The sequence below is a fragment of the Nitrospinota bacterium genome, from assembly GCA_035528715.1.
Lineage (GTDB): Bacteria > JADFOP01 > JADFOP01 > DATKYB01 > DATKYB01 > DATKYB01.
Map to the genome: position 1 here is coordinate 1 of DATKYB010000011.1, position 16863 is coordinate 16863.

19 protein-coding genes are annotated in these 16863 nt (G+C 38.2%); 13 read left to right on the forward strand and 6 right to left on the reverse strand.

What is annotated here, in order from left to right; genetic code table 11:
- The 5 genes from VMW81_00540 to VMW81_00560 form a co-directional block, all read left to right on the forward strand.
- Positions 1–207, forward strand: a 207-nt coding sequence (locus VMW81_00540; GenBank protein ID HUU49433.1) for a hypothetical protein, incomplete at its 5' end; no start/stop codon positions are given.
- Positions 208–343: 136 nt separating this feature from the next.
- Positions 344–553, forward strand: coding sequence for a hypothetical protein (locus tag VMW81_00545; GenBank protein HUU49434.1), 210 nt, complete (start codon positions 344–346; stop codon positions 551–553).
- 200 nt (positions 554–753) lie between these two features.
- On the forward strand, positions 754–1533 hold the full coding sequence (locus tag VMW81_00550) for an NRDE family protein (protein ID HUU49435.1): 780 nt from the start codon (positions 754–756) through the stop codon (positions 1531–1533).
- 151 nt (positions 1534–1684) lie between these two features.
- A complete protein-coding gene (locus tag VMW81_00555; protein HUU49436.1) occupies positions 1685–2710 on the forward strand; it encodes a potassium channel protein in 1026 nt (341 codons plus the stop codon).
- Positions 2711–2938: 228 nt separating this feature from the next.
- The gene (locus tag VMW81_00560) at positions 2939–3283 is read left to right on the forward strand and encodes a hypothetical protein (GenBank protein HUU49437.1); all 345 of its coding nucleotides are present in this window, start codon (positions 2939–2941) and stop codon (positions 3281–3283) included.
- A gap of 16 nt (positions 3284–3299) precedes the next feature.
- Here VMW81_00560 and nikC read toward each other — a convergent pair whose 3' ends face one another.
- The 3 genes from nikC to VMW81_00575 are packed head-to-tail and all read right to left on the reverse strand — an operon-like array spanning position 3300 to position 6638.
- Positions 3300–4130, reverse strand: a complete 831-nt coding sequence (nikC, locus tag VMW81_00565; protein ID HUU49438.1) for a nickel transporter permease — start codon at positions 4128–4130, stop codon at positions 3300–3302.
- A gap of 18 nt (positions 4131–4148) precedes the next feature.
- Complete coding sequence (nikB, locus tag VMW81_00570; GenBank protein ID HUU49439.1) at positions 4149–5069, reverse strand: nickel ABC transporter permease; 921 nt, start codon at positions 5067–5069, stop codon at positions 4149–4151.
- 21 nt (positions 5070–5090) lie between these two features.
- On the reverse strand, positions 5091–6638 hold the full coding sequence (locus VMW81_00575) for an ABC transporter substrate-binding protein (protein HUU49440.1): 1548 nt from the start codon (positions 6636–6638) through the stop codon (positions 5091–5093).
- Between the two features lie 100 nt (positions 6639–6738).
- On the opposite strand from VMW81_00575, the gene VMW81_00580 reads away from it, so the two are divergent.
- The 8 genes from VMW81_00580 to recJ all read left to right on the forward strand — a co-directional run bounded on the left by VMW81_00580 (position 6739) and on the right by recJ (position 14029).
- The gene (locus VMW81_00580; protein ID HUU49441.1) at positions 6739–6999 is read left to right on the forward strand and encodes a hypothetical protein; all 261 of its coding nucleotides are present in this window, start codon (positions 6739–6741) and stop codon (positions 6997–6999) included.
- A 150-nt stretch (positions 7000–7149) separates the two neighbouring features.
- Complete coding sequence (locus VMW81_00585; protein ID HUU49442.1) at positions 7150–7620, forward strand: ATPase P; 471 nt, start codon at positions 7150–7152, stop codon at positions 7618–7620.
- A gap of 81 nt (positions 7621–7701) precedes the next feature.
- Positions 7702–8865, forward strand: coding sequence for a pyridoxal phosphate-dependent aminotransferase (locus VMW81_00590; GenBank protein ID HUU49443.1), 1164 nt, complete (start codon positions 7702–7704; stop codon positions 8863–8865).
- Positions 8866–9217: 352 nt separating this feature from the next.
- Positions 9218–9577 carry a VanZ family protein gene (locus VMW81_00595; GenBank protein HUU49444.1) on the forward strand — a complete coding sequence of 120 codons (360 nt, stop codon included), beginning with the start codon at positions 9218–9220 and terminating at the stop codon, positions 9575–9577.
- Entirely contained in the window at positions 9574–11025 is a 1452-nt protein-coding gene (dacB, locus tag VMW81_00600; protein HUU49445.1) for a D-alanyl-D-alanine carboxypeptidase/D-alanyl-D-alanine-endopeptidase, read from the forward strand. The genes VMW81_00595 and dacB overlap by 4 nt, the downstream gene beginning before the upstream one ends.
- A gap of 132 nt (positions 11026–11157) precedes the next feature.
- The gene (locus VMW81_00605; GenBank protein HUU49446.1) at positions 11158–11502 is read left to right on the forward strand and encodes a hypothetical protein; all 345 of its coding nucleotides are present in this window, start codon (positions 11158–11160) and stop codon (positions 11500–11502) included.
- Between the two features lie 30 nt (positions 11503–11532).
- Positions 11533–11907, forward strand: coding sequence for a hypothetical protein (locus tag VMW81_00610; protein ID HUU49447.1), 375 nt, complete (start codon positions 11533–11535; stop codon positions 11905–11907).
- Positions 11908–12295: 388 nt separating this feature from the next.
- Positions 12296–14029: a single-stranded-DNA-specific exonuclease RecJ gene (recJ, locus tag VMW81_00615; protein HUU49448.1), complete on the forward strand. Its 1734-nt coding sequence runs from the start codon at positions 12296–12298 to the stop codon at positions 14027–14029.
- On the opposite strand, the gene VMW81_00620 is transcribed toward recJ, so the two are convergent.
- The 3 genes from VMW81_00620 to VMW81_00630 form a co-directional block, all read right to left on the reverse strand.
- On the reverse strand, positions 14010–14894 hold the full coding sequence (locus VMW81_00620) for a 3-methyl-2-oxobutanoate dehydrogenase subunit beta (protein ID HUU49449.1): 885 nt from the start codon (positions 14892–14894) through the stop codon (positions 14010–14012). The two genes, recJ and VMW81_00620, sit on opposite strands and share 20 nt — an antisense overlap.
- Complete coding sequence (gene porA / locus VMW81_00625) at positions 14891–16048, reverse strand: pyruvate ferredoxin oxidoreductase (GenBank protein ID HUU49450.1); 1158 nt, start codon at positions 16046–16048, stop codon at positions 14891–14893. Before porA ends, VMW81_00620 begins: the two co-directional genes overlap by 4 nt.
- Positions 16045–16863 (reverse strand): FAD-dependent oxidoreductase (locus VMW81_00630; protein HUU49451.1); only part of this gene is annotated, 819 nt, incomplete at its 5' end. The genes porA and VMW81_00630, both read right to left, overlap by 4 nt.

Below are 16863 nucleotides of genomic sequence, written 5' to 3' on the forward strand. Positions count from 1 at the left end.
GCAAGCGATAATACATTAATAAGCGGTGACCAATTCTGGGTCATTGATGGCTCCATCAGTTATCGCTTGCCAAAACGATATGGTCTCATCACGGTTGGTGCCAGAAACCTCTTCGGCGAACCCATCCAGTTTCAGGATACATACTTTAATAATCCCACAATCTATCCTGACCAGATGGTCTTTGCCAAGATCACACTGTCGTTCTAACGATTTTGAATGATTGAATTATTTTTATATAAGAAAGGGGGGGGTTCCATTGGATGGGATACGAGAAAAATAGAATTTTTTAATTGAGTATTGTTTAAGAAAAAATTTTAATCGTATATTAAGAGGAGAGTAAAAAATGCCAAAAAAATTAAAAGTTGTACTAGAATTTGAGTATAATAAAGATGACATTAGTGATATAAAGTTTATAGACATAACAACGATACCGGCCGGCAAACCATCTAATAAGCATCTGAAGCCCCGTCATCCTTTTGAAGGAGAGCTTACTTTTAGTGATCCAACTGTCTGCTATTCTCAGGGTGGTGTTTTGAGGTGTATTACATGGTAGAATTCATCCTGAAATATAAATGAAAAATTCTTGTTTAAATTAAAGTCAAAAGGGGGTATATATTTCATTACTCAGGCTCTGCGCTTTTGTTGTGCTTATGAAATACAACAAAAGCGCTTTGAGTTGTAGTTTGCCTATACAGTCACCTGTAAGTTAATCGACGTATTGATGCTAATTATTTTAGGCTGGAAAGGGAAAGTGTGTGCTTGATTCTCTTTTCCTATAAGACGCATTCCAATTATCGGCTTATCCTTGCAGCCAATCGAGACGAGTTTTATGACCGACCCACTGCACCAGCAGCCTTCTGGGATGATGCACCAGACTTGCTTGGAGGAAGAGATTTACGACATGGCGGGACCTGGCTTGGTATAACGAAAAGTGGACGAATAGCTCTTGTTTCTGACTTTCGCGATCCAGCCGCAAAGAAAAAAGATGCGCCTTCAAGGGGACTCTTGGTCAGCAATTTTCTTAAAGGTCAGGAAAAACCGATTGATTATCTTAAAAAGATTACTCACAAAGCATGCCAGTATAATGGCTTTAATCTCATTTTAGGTGATAAATCTCAACTCTATTACTACTCAAATAGAAATAAAAAAGCTCAGGAAATATCACCGGGAGTATACGGCTTAAGCAATCATCTCTTAGATACTCCTTGGCCAAAGGTTGAGAAAAGCAAAAAAGCCTTTACATACCTTCTCTCTAAAAAAGAAAAAATCTCTCCAGAATCAATTTTTAAAATTTTGGCAGATACCACAAAGCCGGATGATAAAAGCCTTCCCAATACGGGTGTTGGTTTAGAGCGAGAAAGAATACTTTCACCAATTTTTATCTCATCCCCTGATTACGGAACGCGCTCCTCCACCATCTTGCTTATTGATGAGGAGAATCATGTTACCTTTATTGAAAAGGTTTTTGATTCTAAGTCTAATCAGCCAAAAACAAAAAAATATGAATTCGGAATTCATAATAAAAGCTTTTGAATGCTGTTCCAGCCCTATACATTTGACAAAAAGAATGAAAAGAAATCAAAGCAAAGTGTGGATTTTTGGGTCTTTCTATATTAAAATTGAAACTCGGTCATAAAGAGAGCCTAACACTCAAAGAAATTGTGCACCAGCGGTTAAGTGAATAATGTCAAATAATATATATATACAAATCCATAAAAAATTCATCATTTCAGGTATCGGATTAGTAGCGATTTTATTGATAGGAACCATAGGCTACTGGTTTATTGGGGGCAGACAATATTCACTTCTTGACTGTCTTTATATGACGACGATTACCATTGCAACGATTGGATATAGCGAGGTGATCGATCTATCTAACAATCCTGCTGGAAGAGTTTTCACTATATTTATAGCCCTCTCTGGTATAGGTGTCCTCTTTTATATTATTACAAACTTTACAGCTTTCGTGGTAGAGGGAGAATTAAAAGATACATTTTGGAGGAAAAAGATGGAGAAAATGGCAAAAAACTTTAATGATCACTTTATTGTTTGTGGTATTGGAAATGTCGGTGGGCATATCGTGAATGAGCTCTTTGCTACAAAAAGACCCTATGTATTAGTAGATATAGATAAAAACAGCATAGACAAACTTTCAGAAGAACTTCGAAATCAGGCTTTCATAGAAATGGATGCGACTCATGACAGCAGCCTTTTGAAAGCTGGGATAAAGAAAGCAAAGGGATTGTTCGCGGTAACCGGCGATGATATTCATAATCTGGTGATATGTCTCACTGCAAAACAACTGAATCCTGATGTCAAGATTGTAGCCAGGTGTAATGAGATTGAGAATATTGAAAAGATGAAAAAGGCCGGAGCTGACTCGGTCATCTCGCCCAGTTTTATAGGGGGCTTAAGAATGGTTTCTGAAATGATAAGACCATCCGTGGTTTCATTTTTAGATTTAATGTTAAGGGACAAAGAGAAAAATTTACGCATCGAGGAAATTTCTGTTCCTGATTCTTTTGTTGGAAAACCTATCTCAGCGTTGAATCTAAAAAAATACCATTATTTGCTCCTTCTTGCTCTTAAGACAAAGGATGATTTGATATACAATCCTTCCCGTGATTACATTCTTCATTCAGGAGATATTTTAATATTCATGAGCACCCCTGAAGAGAGGCAGGAATTAAAAGAAATCTTTTATTCTTAAATATAATTCTCTTTCAAATGCCTCTTAGCTATCTTTGGAATGGAGTGTCCAGCAAACCAGACAATTTTAGCATCTTAAAGAACTCTTATCTTTAACCACTTCAAGGGAACCGAAAAGAACCGAACAATATAATCTTGACTTTAACTCTCTGTCAGATATAAGATAATTTTAGTTCTCGAAGGCTTCTTATTACAGTTAGTTCTATAAATAAAGAAAAACTAAAAGCATATGATAAAACAAAAAGGCATTTTTTTTGTAATATTTTTCTTTATGCTTTTATTGACCAGCTGCGCAAAGACCGATTATCAAAAAGCAATGGAGGGAAAGTTTTCTCCCGAAGAAAATCAACAGATCATAATTAGTCAATGTCGTGATTGTCACGCCCATAGGGATTTTGATTCAAAAGCCCACTCAGAGAAAATAACTCAATTGTATAAAGATCCGAAATTTAAGGGTACAAAGGACTGTAGGGTTTGTCATTATACTAAAAGAGAGAGATTCAGCAGAATAGTACAACCATCTCGATTTTTTTACCATCCCAAGACAATACGACCCGCGACCAAGACAAAATAGCCCCTTTATACAAATATTATTTTTTTAGATGAATCCTCTGGTAGTAACGCGGATCAAGGATGTCTCTTATCCCATCCCCTAAAAAATTAAACCCTAAAACAACTATCATGATTGCCAATCCAGGGTATATGGTCAGATAGGGGGCAACAAGGATAAATTCCATTCCCTCGTTCAGCATAGAACCCCAGCTGGGAATGGGCGGCTGTGTTCCCAGTCCTAAGAAACTCAAACCAGCTTCTGCTACGATTGCTCCTGCCATTCCAAAGGTCGCCTGGACAATAACAGGTGAGAATATGTTTGGTAACAGGTGTTTCATAATGATTCTGAATGGATTAGCTCCCATGGCCTTCGCTGCTAAAACAAATTCAAATTCCCTCACGGACAACATCTGGCCTCTTACTAAACGAGCATATCCCACCCAGCCTAAGAGACAAAGAGCAATAATGACATTGTTGAGACTTGGGCCAAGGACTGCCATGAGGGCAATGGCCATAAGAATGCCAGGAAAAGCCATAAAAATATCAATAATCCTCATAATAATATCATCCACAATACCACCAAAAAAACCTGCTATCGAACCAATCATTAATCCAATGATCAAGGATATTCCAACAGTAAAGATTCCTACCTTAAGAGAAACCCTTGAACCATAGATTATCCTGCTTAAGATATCTCTCCCTAATTTATCCTGTCCTAGAATATGACCTTTTGAAGGTCCAGTAAGCCCTTCATCTAAATTTTGTTCTGTAGGGCTATAAGGCGAAATAAGGGAGGCAAGAACAGCAGTAAGGCAAAGCAATAGAATGATCACAATCCCCAAGAATGATAAGCAATTAAACCTCTTCATCTTTATCACCTATTCTTCCTATTCGTATCTGATTCTCGGATCAATATAGGCATAAAAAAGGTCTGTTAAGAAATTTATCAATACATAGCTCAAAGAAATAATCAAGACACATCCCTGCACTAAAGGATAATCTCTTGTATTAATGGCCTGAATGGTTAATCTCCCAATTCCTGGCCAAGAAAAGATGGTCTCTGTAATAATTGATCCAGCTAATAAGCTTCCAAATTGAAGACCTAAGATGGTAATGACAGGGATCATGGCATTGCTTAATGCATGCTTTACGATAATCATAAATTCTCTCAAGCCTTTTGCCCTGGCAAAGGTAATATAATCTTCTTTTGTTACCTCCAATAAACTGGATCGAACCATTCTCGTAAGAATTGCTGCCAGAGCTGTTCCCAATGTTATAGCTGGCAAAATCAGATATTCTATACCCCCCCTTCCTGATACAGGAAGCCACCCTAATTTTATAGAAAATAAAATAATCAGAAGAGGGCCGAGCCAAAAATTAGGCATGGATATACCCAGAAGAGCAAAGAACATAGACCCATTATCAAAAACAGAATACTGCCTCAATGCAGCAATAATCCCGAGAGGTAGGGAAATCATAAGGGCAACAATCATCGCACCGATAGTTAATTCCACTGTGGCGGGAATCCTTTTTAGTATGGTCTCTAATACAGGCTGGTTGGTATGCAAAGACCTCCCTAAATCCCCTTTAGCAGCCCTTAACATAGAGGAAAAATATTGATAGGCTATCGGTTTATCCAGTCCCAATTCCTTTCTGAGAAACTCTCTATCTGAAGGCCTGGCAGTCTCTCCTAGCATGAGGTCAATAGGGTCTCCTGGGATGAAATGTATAATCAGGAAGACAATCGTATATACCCCTAAAATTACAGGTATCATTAAAAGAAGGCGTCTTACAATATATTTTCTCAATCTAACATTTCTCTCGTTTTGTTATTTAATATAAACGTCCTTCAGTGAATAAAACTGTTCTCCAGGATAGAGTTTAAATCCCTTTATCTCTTTTCTCATAACAGCAACATTTTTGAGATACCAGAGACTGATATAGGGTAAATCCTCTGCAATGATTTTTTGTATCTCACTATAAATTTTTTTTCTTTTTATTGAGTCTAAAGTATATCTTCCCTGCTCGATTAGCCTGTCAAGGCTTTTGTTAGAATATCGACCTCTATTTGCCCCTTTTGGAGGAATACTGCTTGAATAGAATATATAGTAATAAATATCAGGATCTGTTATTCCGACCCAGGTGAGGGTATACATTTGAAAGTTGCCAGAACGAATATCTGAAAAAAAGGTCCCCCACTCATAATTCCTCATCACCATTTCAATTCCGATCCCCTTTAACTGTTCTTGAATAATTTCAGCAATTCTCTTTCTTATCTGATTTTGGGAGGTTTTATACATTATTTTAAAACGCGGCTTTGGTCCATCTCCATCTGGATCGCGGTAGCCTGCTTCATCCAATAATCTCTTTGCCTTTTCTGGATTATAAGGAAACTCCTTAACACGGGGTTCATAAGCCCAGTGAGACGGGGACAAAAGTCCCGTAGCAGGAATTGCAAGCCCTTTTAATATATTATCTATGATATCCTGCCTATTGATAGCATGGGCTATGGCCTGCCTAACCCTTTTGTTCTTTAATATTCGGTCTTCAAGATTGAATCCAATATAAGAATAATTTATTCCTATCTCCTTTATCACCTTTAATTTTGGATTCATCCCCAGTCTCGGCAACATATCAGGAGAAACAGAATTTTGGATGAAGTGAATACTCCCCTTTTCCAATTCAAGGAGCCTCACTGTTTGGTCTGGAATAACCTTATATATTATCCTGTCCAATCGAGGCTTTCCTTGAAAATGTTCCTTATTTGACACAAACTCCAGCCTTTCATCATACACCCATTCCTTTAATTTAAACGGTCCTGTTCCTACAGGTCTGAGACTTAGATTTTTCTTTTTATCCATACCAATATGTTTAGGAACAATCGCCTGAATCATATTACTTAGAAATGGGGCATAGGGTTCATTGAGTGTAAAGGAGACCGTATATTTATCGATAATTTGAATTTCTTTAAGGGGTGCTGTACTTGACCTCTTAGGGGATTTTAAGGAGGGGTCTCTTATCGAATCAAAGGTATACTTCACATCCTCAGCTGTCAATTCAGTTCCGTCATGAAACTTAACCCCCTTTTTTAAATGAAAGATATATGTTAAATCATCTGGATTTTCCCAATGAGTAGCAAGGTCAGGAATGATATTAGAGTGCTTATCTTTTTTGACAAGCTTGTTATATACAATATCAATGACATGTAATGAAGCGATGTCAATAGCAAGCCGCGGATCAAGATTGGTAGGATTGCTCTCTACCCCTATAATCAGGACCGATCCCTTTTTCCCTTCTTTAGAGGAACAAGAGAATAATAAAGCGCAGGATAAGAAAATTAAAAAAATCAGTCTTATCTTTCTCTTTTTTTGATGCATAACTCTTCCTGATATTAATAAAATTAGGGTAATATATTTTATAAAGATGTGTCAATAGATTATGTTTGGAGTGGAACAAAGAGTTTGGCTAAGATATTTTTTGCAATGGAAAGTTCCCCTTACGAGTTTTCAGGTTAAAGGTGAAGCGAGCAAGGAAAAAAGAAGCAGCTGTCTGAAGCCGAAGGCTGAGTTTGCTGCTTCGCCGAAGCGAGCGAACCTGAGACCGCTTGGAAAACTCGTCGGGGTGCCCTTTTTTGGTTCGTTTTTTGGGCAAGCAAAAAATGAACAAAGCTGGTTAAAGAAGTCTATTGCTGTTAAACTACGGAAGGAGCAGAAAAATCTCTCTTTTCAAATAGCTTAAGCGGAGTTCTTCTTTGATTCCCTTTGCTTTCTAAAGACAAGAAAGGGAAACGTGTTTTTGCAATGGAAATTTCTTGACAGCTTCTTAACAGATTGTTTAAAGTCAATTTTTACCAGAAATACTTTTAATAAAGAAATGATGGGAGTCTCTATGATAGAAATCTCTATTCCCGGCTATAAAAATTTAAAACTGAAACACCTTGTTTTGGATTACAATGGAACCCTTGCTTGTGATGGAAAACTTCTTGCCAACGTAAAGAAAGGCTTAGAAGCCTTAGCTGATAAGCTTCAGATTCATGTTTTGACAGCGGATACTTTCGGTAATGTCAAGTCAGAACTTTCTGAGGTCTCTTGTAAACTCTCAATAATTCCTTCTGAGAACCAAGAGACCTATAAACTCAATTACATTAAACAACTGGGACCTGAGGTTACTGTTTGTATTGGGAATGGCCGAAACGACCGTTTGATGCTTAAAGAAGCATCTCTTGGAATCGCTGTAATTTTAGAAGAAGGAGCAGCTATTGAAGCTTTACTCGCTTCTGATGTTATCTCTACCAGTATTCACTCAGCACTTGATCTACTAACTAACCCTTTACGCTTGGTAGCTACTTTGAGGTCTTAATTTTAGCAGGAGACGAATACAAAAAGTCAAAACGATACCATCCGATTATTTACTAAAGTTTCAAATAGAGGAGACTCTGTGATGACTTTTGCTAACCGCGTTACACATTTAGAACCTGAGGGCGCTTATGAAGTGATGGCTCGCGCTCAGGCATTGGAAGCAGACGGGAGAGATATAATTCATATGGAGATTGGACAGCCCGACTTCCAAACCTTTCCCCACATAAGTCAGAGCGGCATCAATGCCATTGCTTCTGGCTACACCCGTTACAACCCTCCTTCGGGTCTTCCTCGTCTAAGAGAGGTTATTGCCTCTTATACAAGTTCGCGCCTTAACCTGAAAATCCTTCCAGAGCAAGTTGTAGTAGGGCCAGGGGCGAAACCTGGGTTATTTTTCCCAACATTGGCTTTAGTCGAACCTGGCGACGAAGTCATCTACCCTGATCCAGGCTTTCCAACCTATCCTTCTATGATCTCAGTAGCCGGTGGCCTGCCCGTTCCCGTTCCGCTAAAAGAGGAAAATAACTTCTCATTTGACTTGGAAGCTTTTGATAAACTTGTGAGTGAACGAACGCGGCTTATTGTGCTCAACTCACCCGCAAATCCTACTGGTGGCGTCATCCCCTTGAGCGATTTGGAACATATCGCAGCCGCTGTGAAGAAGTACGACTGCTGGGTTATTTCAGATGAAATCTATGCCCGTCTGGCTTATGATAATCTTCAGGTCCCAAGTATCGCGTCTCTTCCAGGCATGCTTGAGCGCACTATTATCGTTGATGGCTTTTCTAAGACCTATGCCATGACCGGCTGGCGACTTGGTTTTGCTATTATGCCAGAGGAACTCGCTGAGCGCGTGAGTTTATTGCTGACACACTCCATTGGATGTACTGCAACGTTTACACAAATGGCAGGCGTGGAAGCGCTGACTTCCACCCAAGAGATGGTAGATACAATGATTTCAGAGTTCCAGCGTCGTCGTGACCGAATTGTTGCTGGGCTTAATGCTATCTCCGGTATTAAGTGCCAAGTCCCCCAGGGTGCGTTTTACGTCTTTCCAAATGTAAAGGCATTTGGCATATCCTCACGTGAACTTTCATATCAGCTGCTCGACAAAGCCGGGGTAGCTCTGCTGCCAGGCACTGATTTTGGAAAGTTCGGCGAAGGCTATCTTCGACTTAGCTATACTACACCAATGGATAATCTTGACCGCGCTATAGAACGGATATCTGAAGTGTTAAAAAAATAATCTTTTTGAGCAACAAAGTCACTTTTTTTCTCAGTTTTCAACCACCCATCGATTTTTATCTATTTGATAAAAGAGAGTTCCAGCTTGACTTTTTGCCCTTGATATATATTATATCATTACTTGCATTTTATATCATTCAGAGACAGCTGTGACCATTAATATAAAGACAAAAGAGTGGTTTATTCTCTTCATTTACATACTTTTCATCCTATCAAGCCTTCCCTTTATGCCTGAGATTTGGAAAATTTTAAGAGAAAATTTTGGACAATCTGTTACTTATATTCCTCATTTCCTTGCTATGGGGTTTTTTTTAGGGTTTATAATTTATATCTCTTGTTATAAGAAGAAAAAATTGTTATTCTATTTTTGGCTTGTTTTGTTTTTTATCATTTATTTTTTACTCATGGAAAAATTAGAATTGCCTGCAGAGCGCATTCATCTGCTGGAATATGGTTTGTTAGGTTACTTTACCCATAGGGCATTGGAAAATGACCTTACTAAAAAAAGTATATATTTGTGGGCACCTTTTTTCGTTCTTTGCGTATCCGTCTTGGATGAGGGAATCCAGTATTTGTTACCCAATCGAGTGGGAGAGTTGAAAGATACTTTTTTAAATGAGGTCTCGGGAATCTTAGGTCTAATGATTACAGGATTGATAATCAGGTCAGAATATCCTATAATTAAAGAAAACAAAAATAAGCCATCTATATGAATCGTTTTATATTTATCATTATTACTTTAATTTCATTTCTGTTTCATCCTAAAGGCGGGCTTACCTATAATTCTGCCTCTCAAAAACTCAGATGGGACATCAACAAGATAATTAATAACTCCTGTGTGGATAGAACAAATGTTGGGATAAAGATTGTCTCCCTCAAGAACAAAGAGACCCTCTTTTCTCAAAATGGAGATAAGCTCTTTATCCCTGCTTCAAATATGAAATTGGTAAGCACTGCTGCAGCCCTTGTAAAACTTCATCCTGACTATACCTTCAAGACCAAGGTCTTGTTTGACGGAAAAATATCCGAAAATATCTTGAAAGGGAATCTTTATCTAAAGGGCTTTGGTGACCCACTTCTCGTTTCAGAGAGGCTCTGGTTAATCTCTAAGGATATTTATAATCAAGGAATTAAAGTCATTAATGGAGATATTATAGTCGATGATAGCTTTTTTGATAATGAGAGGCGCGGATGGGGATGGAAGAAAAATCACGGTCCCCTAGCTTATTTTGCTCCTGTTGGGGCCTCTTCTCTCAATTTTAATGTTATCACGGTAATTGTAGAACCAGGGAATAAAGTTGGATCAAAGGCAAGGGTTATTATTGATCCGAAAACCGAGTATATAGAAATCGTAAATCAAACAACCACAACAGCATTAAAAACAAAAAGGCGTATCTATGTAGATAGGGTTCCGAACAAAAATGGTAATAGAGACAAAATAATTATAGGAGGAAAAATCCCCATAAATTCAAAAAGGATCCTTCTCTACAGGAATATTTCAAATCCTCCAATGTATTTAGGAATGGTTTTTAGAGAATTTTTGATAAAAGAAGCGATCAAAGTTAAAGGAAGTGTCAGGATAAAAACAGCTCCATTTGACGCCAGTGAGCTTTCTCAATATCAATCAAGGGAGTTATTTCGCATCATACAATATTTAAACAAATTGAGTAATAATTTTGTAGCTGAACAGATACTAAAAACAATGGGTGCAGAGATTAAGGGAGAGCCAGGAACTTTTGGAAAGGGAATTGAGAGCGTCAAAGATTTTTTAGACAGCCTCGGTATTCCAAGAAACAACTATACGATTGCAGATGGGTCCGGTCTTTCTCGACTCAACCGTTTGTCTCCTTCCCAGATTGTCAAGGTCTTAACCTATATGTATAATGATTTTCAGGTTCAAGGAGAATATCTCTCTTCACTGGGGGTAATGGGTGTTGATGGTTCTGTAGATGACAGGCTAGAGAATACTTTTGCCAAAAGGAGGATCAGGGTAAAGACCGGAACGCTTTTTGGGGTCAGTGCTATCTCAGGCTATGTTCAGACAAATACGAATGAGATACTTGCATTTTCCATACTGATCAATGAAAAGAGGTGCAGCCACTATTCAAGCAAAAAGATACAAAATAAAATACTCCTCTTGCTGGTAAATTTTCATGAATAATTCTCAAAAAAAATAAATCTCCAGAAACAATAAAAATACTTGACTTAAATATCTCTATCATATAAAATTTGCTGGTCTAAAAAAAAATTAGCTTTTTTTAATTAAAAAATCAATGGGAAGGAGGTGAACCGAATGAAAAAAACAATTATGGCTCTGCTCTTCACCATAATTGCCGCTTCTCTTATATATGGGTGTACTACTGATATGGCTAAGATTAAATCCGATATGCTGGGAATCGATGTGGCCAAGGATGCATTCAATGAGGCATGGAACCTATATGTATTTAATAATTATTCTGATACAAAAGCTTATGATGTCTATAATTATACCCTCGGAACAACTTACGCGGAACAGGCAAAAAAGGCATATGCAAAAGGAAAAGGACCACAATTTGAGAGAGCCAGGGTCTTTTCAGAATTAGCTATACCCCATCTAAAGGCTGTCCAGAAAGCTTATATGGATGCCGAGATGAAGTAAAATTTCATGGAAAAGGGGGTGTTTTAAAGAATGAGAATGAAAACTTATTTTTCAATATTATTGATAGGCATATTTGCCCTGAGCATCTTTATGATCTCTCCTTCGGTTTATGCCGGAGATTACGTAAACCTTACTAAGGCAAAGCTCGGCGGTGAGTTTAAAGATCAATTAAAGGCCGTATATACAGCTTGGGATAAATACGCAGCAGATGCAAAGAAGATCTATCCAGAACAGGTTGCCGAGATACAGGCCCAGATAGCTATTGCAGAGGCAGCTGCTGCAGAAAATGATATGCCCAAGTTTAAAAAAGAGATGAAGAAGCTTAAGAAGGCTCCAAAAACCCTAAAGAAATTGGCATCGAGAACTAAAGAATACTTTGCTCCTCGGGGTTTAGAGCTTAAATAAGTTTCCCAAAAATACTAAAGAACTAAAAATAAAAAGATCTTTTACAGCATAAATCTATATGTTGATAGAGAAATTAAGACGCCTAGAATCGTAAGTGATTCTATGGCGTTTTAATTTCTCATGGATCAATTATTGATTCTCTAATTCTCTGAAATAAAACTGTAATCAATAGCATTATTTAAGCATCGCTGAATCTTCTTTCCTGAATTTTTGCCTAAAAAAAGAATTCCTTAAAAAATGAGAGGTTTTTCTATTTTTAGAAATAAATACAATATGTTGTAGCATTTTTATTAAAAGATACATTATATTGTACTTTAACCTTGACATACCCATAAACTTCTTATATACATAATAAAAATGACTCTTTCATGCAAAAAGGGGATCAATCTTGAAATACAGCTGGGTTTATAAAGAGGAGGATCCTAAGCTTCAAGGGATTATCTCAAGAGAATTAGCTGTATCCCCTATTCTTGCCAAGCTTTTGATAAACCGTGGCATAACTGACCCATCTTCAGCTCATAAATTTATCAAGCCCTTTCTTAAGGATCTCTATGATCCCTTTTTAATGAAGGATATGGAAAAATCGGTTCATCGGATAATCCGTGCGATCAAGGCAAAAGAAAGGATTTTGATTTATGGGGATTATGATGTAGATGGTATTACAACAACCGCCCTTTTTATCAATTTTTTCAGAGATCTGGGTGCAGAGGTTGACTATTACATCCCTAATCGATTCAGCGAAGGTTACGGATTAAATATCGATGCTATAAAAAGAATAAAGGAAAGGGGGGTTGAGCTTATCATCACAGGAGACTGCGGCACCAACTCCCACGAAGAAGTAGAATTGGCAAATCGACTGGGCATAGATATCATCATAACTGACCATCACGAACCTCTCCCTCCTTCTCCTAAGGCCTATGCTGTCTTAAACCCAAAGCAGGAAGACTGTCTTTATCCTTTTAAAAACTTAGCCGGTGTTGGCGTAGCTTTCAAACTTATCGTAGCCATTAGGGCTGTATTGAGAAAAAATGGATACTCGGTAAAAAGACTACCCAACCTGAAAAAATATCTTGATATGGTCTCCCTGGGAACCATTTCTGATATGGCCCCCCTCATAGATGAAAATCATAATTTAGTGAAACATGGTCTAAAAATGATAACAAACAGTCTGAACATTGGAATAGAGTCATTAAAAGAGATTTCGGGTATTTATGGAAGGGATATAGGTGTATCAGAGGTCGGTTTTATTTTATCTCCAAGAATAAACTCTGTTGGTAGATTAGGAAATGCATCCATAAGTGTGGAATTGTTAACCACAGATGACAAAGATAGGGCAATAGAAGTATCTCAGATCCTTGACAAACAAAATAGGGAAAGGCGATCTATCCAAGAAAATATCCTTATGGAAGCAAAGGATATCATTCAATATAGCTTACCATCAATAAAAGATGAAGATATCCTGATCCTCTCTTCTCCTGACTGGCATCAAGGCGTCATTGGGATTGTTGCCTCAAAACTGGCTGAAGAATATAAGCGCCCTACGATTCTGATATCCATTGAAGGTGAATCTGGAAAAGGCTCTGCAAGAAGTATTAATTCCTTTAATATCTACGAGGCATTGTCTGAGTGCAGAGATATGTTATTGAATTTTGGTGGACACGAATATGCTGCTGGATTTACTTTGGAAAAGAAAAATATTAACGGATTGAGAGAAAGATTAAAGGGGATTTCTGATAAGAAAATTAACAAATATGACATAACCCCTGAAATTATTTTAGATGCAAAAATACCTTTTAAGGAATTAAGTATTGACTTAGTCAATAATATAGAAACCCTGGGGCCATTCGGCTTTTCGAATCCTGAACCGATTTTTAGCTCTCATGGAATAGAGATTTTGGGAAAACCAAGATTAATGGGGGTAAGAAAAAACCATTTAAAAATGAAATTAAAACAAGGACCCTATGTTTATGATTCCGTAGGTTTTAATATGAGCGATAAAATAGATGAGATAAATGGTGCTTTGATTGATATAGCTTTTATACCAGAACTCCATCAATGGAATGGTTCAGAGACCATAAGGTTGAAATTAAAGGATATAAAAATCAATCAATTCGATTATTAGCCCTATCCATCAGCCTTTCCCATTCCTTATCAACCCTCTTTTGAATAAATTTGATATCCTTTTCTTTGAGATGCTTAAATCTCCCCTGCAATTTGAGATATTCTTTTACTGATATCCCCTTTGGTATTTTATTAATCGTGTATTTTACCCCTTTTTCTACTTCATAAAGGGGGAATATTTTTGTCTCAACAGCTAATCTTGCCATTTTTATAGAGAGTTCAGGTGAAAATTTCCAGCCTGTTGAACAAGGAACAAGGATATGAAAAAACCTTGTTCCTTTAATCTTCCTTGCCTTTTTCATTTTTGCTATGAGGTCATCTGGAAAAGCCACAGATGCTGTGGCTGCATAAGGTATCCCATGAGCTGCCATTATATATACAATATCTTTTTTGGGGTGGCTTTCCGGACTTTCTTTTGGGGTAACCGCTGTCCATGCCCCCCAGGGTGTTGAAGAGCTTCTTTGAATTCCTGTATTCATATATGCCTCGTTATCATAGCAGACATAGATAATATCCTCATTCCTCTCTGCTGCACTTGAAAGCGCCTGAAAGCCGATATCAAAAGTCCCTCCATCTCCGGCCCAAGCTAAAACATTCACATCGCTTTGTCCTTGAACCTCCATCCCTGCTTTTATCCCTGAAGCGACGGAGGCTCCTGCTGGAAAAGCTGTATGAAATAAGGGAACCTTTAGGGATGAATAGGGAAATATCCCTGCAATTGTAGACCAACAGCAAGCCGGCATAGCGATGACTGTCTTTTGTCCGAGAACTTTCAGGACATAGCGCATCGCCTGAGGAGCTGTACATCCGGGACAGGCCGTATGTCCCGGAAACATATATTCTTCCTTGGGAACCTTAAAATTCATCTTTTTAAACCTATCCAGATGATATCATCCTTTGGCTTAGTATTCAAAGTAGTATAATCCAGAATCTCTTGAATGATATCAGGAGTTACATCCCTCCCCCCAAGACCTGTGATATAGCCAAAAATCGGGGGCCTGTTCAAAACATCTTCATTATACATTGCTGCCTTAACTTCTTGAAAAAAGATACCGCTATGACCAAAAGATATATTTCGATCAATAACCGCTACCTTCTTTGTCTTTCCCAAAACCCTTCTTACCTCTTCTGCGGGAAAAGGCCTGAATGTTCTTACCTTTAACATCCCAACCCTTTTCCCTTTTCTTCTGTATCCATCCACTACGACCCTGGAAGTCCCTGCAATCATTCCAGAGGTAATCAATATGATCTCTGCATCATCACAATGATATTCTTCAACGAGCCCATATTCTCTTCCAAAACTCTTTTTAAATTTTTTACCGGTTTTAAGAATAACATCCTTTGCTTTATCCATGGCCTCCTGCATCTGATTTCTCATTTCAAAATAATAATTGACCCCAGTAACCCCTCCAAAGGCATGAGGATCATTGACATCAATGCGATACTTCGGTTTATATCTCGGCAAAAAGGCATCCACATCTTTTTTTAAAGGGATGTCAACAGGTTCTGAGGTGTGGGAGAGGAAAAAGCCATCAAGACAGACCATGGAGGGAAGAAGAATTTCTTCTGAGATCTTAAAGGCCTGGATGATCGTATCTAATATCTCCTGATTGGTTTCACAGTAAAACTGAAGCCATCCTGTATCCCTCTGAGAGAGACTATCATTCTGATCAGGCCATAATGTCCATGGTGCAGCCATTGCTCTGTTGACATTAACCATAACTATAGGAAGCCTTGCTCCTGCAGCCCAATGCAAGACCTCATGCATATAAGCTAACCCCTGAGAGCTGGTAGCGGTAAAGGTCCTCACGCCTGTCATCGAAGCACCGATACAGGCTGACATAGAAGAATGCTCTGACTCAACTTTTAAGAGCTTTACCCTTTTATTATTGCTACAAAGTTCGGAAAGCTTCTCTACCACCTCAGTCTGAGGAGTTATAGGGTATGCGGCTATGACTTGTGTTCTGGATAGCATCACACCATAAGAAACAGCATGATTTCCTAAAATGACCTTTTTCATTCTATTGATTCCTTCTCCATAGTGATAACTCCTCTGGGACACTCCAGCATACATATGCCACAGCCTTTGCAATAATCATATAAAACCTTATAACTATCCGAGTCTCTCTCAACGGCTAGATCAGGACAGAAGATCAGGCAGTTCTCGCACTGATTGCATATCCCACAGCCAAAACATCTCACGGCTTCTTTTACAGCCATGTCTCTTTTGAGACCCTGCTTTATCTCTTTCGTATTCCTCATCCTTTTAGTTGGAGTCAATATAGGGGTTTCTATTCTTTTTTGCTCCTCAAAATAATCCTGATTAATCTTTTCATGCTCGATAACAGGAAGGTCTTCCTCGGGTTTTTTTAGGGTTTTTCCTCTAAGAGCTTTATGGATTGCCATGGCCCCTCTTTTCCCTGAACCAATAGCATGGGCAACGGTTCTAGGCTGATCAGTAACATCACCCCCAGCAAAAATCTTAAAACATGATGAAACACCATTTTCATCGGTAGTGATAACTCCCTTTTGACATCTTACCTTTTTTGGAAGATATGAGAGATCTGCATCCTCTCCAATTGCACTGATAACCGTATCCGCCTTAATAAAGAAATTTGAACCTGAAATCGGGATGGGTCTTCTACGCCCCGATGCATCAACATCCCCCAACCTTGCTTTCGCACATTCAACTGTCAATCCTTTATCATTATTCTCTGTTATCTTGATAGGTATGGTGAGATATAAAATTTCAATTTCTTCTTCTATCCCCTGTTCTACCTCCTCTATGTAGGCTGGCATCTGTTCTTGAGTCCTTCTATATATGATTGTAGTTCT

What these genes read in the sequence shown, in the direction of transcription:
- VMW81_00545 (HUU49434.1), top strand. Translation starts at nt 344, where the DNA reads ATGCCAAAAAAATTAAAAGTTGTACTAGAATTTGAGTATAATAAAGAT.
- VMW81_00555 (HUU49436.1), top strand. Translation starts at nt 1,685, where the DNA reads ATGTCAAATAATATATATATACAAATCCATAAAAAATTCATCATTTCA.
- VMW81_00560 (HUU49437.1), top strand. Translation starts at nt 2,939, where the DNA reads ATGATAAAACAAAAAGGCATTTTTTTTGTAATATTTTTCTTTATGCTT.
- nikC (HUU49438.1), bottom strand. Translation starts at nt 4,130, where the DNA reads ATGAAGAGGTTTAATTGCTTATCATTCTTGGGGATTGTGATCATTCTA.
- VMW81_00575 (HUU49440.1), bottom strand. Translation starts at nt 6,638, where the DNA reads ATGCATCAAAAAAAGAGAAAGATAAGACTGATTTTTTTAATTTTCTTA.
- VMW81_00585 (HUU49442.1), top strand. Translation starts at nt 7,150, where the DNA reads ATGATAGAAATCTCTATTCCCGGCTATAAAAATTTAAAACTGAAACAC.
- VMW81_00590 (HUU49443.1), top strand. Translation starts at nt 7,702, where the DNA reads ATGACTTTTGCTAACCGCGTTACACATTTAGAACCTGAGGGCGCTTAT.
- dacB (HUU49445.1), top strand. Translation starts at nt 9,574, where the DNA reads ATGAATCGTTTTATATTTATCATTATTACTTTAATTTCATTTCTGTTT.
- VMW81_00605 (HUU49446.1), top strand. Translation starts at nt 11,158, where the DNA reads ATGAAAAAAACAATTATGGCTCTGCTCTTCACCATAATTGCCGCTTCT.
- VMW81_00610 (HUU49447.1), top strand. Translation starts at nt 11,533, where the DNA reads ATGAGAATGAAAACTTATTTTTCAATATTATTGATAGGCATATTTGCC.
- VMW81_00620 (HUU49449.1), bottom strand. Translation starts at nt 14,894, where the DNA reads ATGAATTTTAAGGTTCCCAAGGAAGAATATATGTTTCCGGGACATACG.
- porA (HUU49450.1), bottom strand. Translation starts at nt 16,048, where the DNA reads ATGAAAAAGGTCATTTTAGGAAATCATGCTGTTTCTTATGGTGTGATG.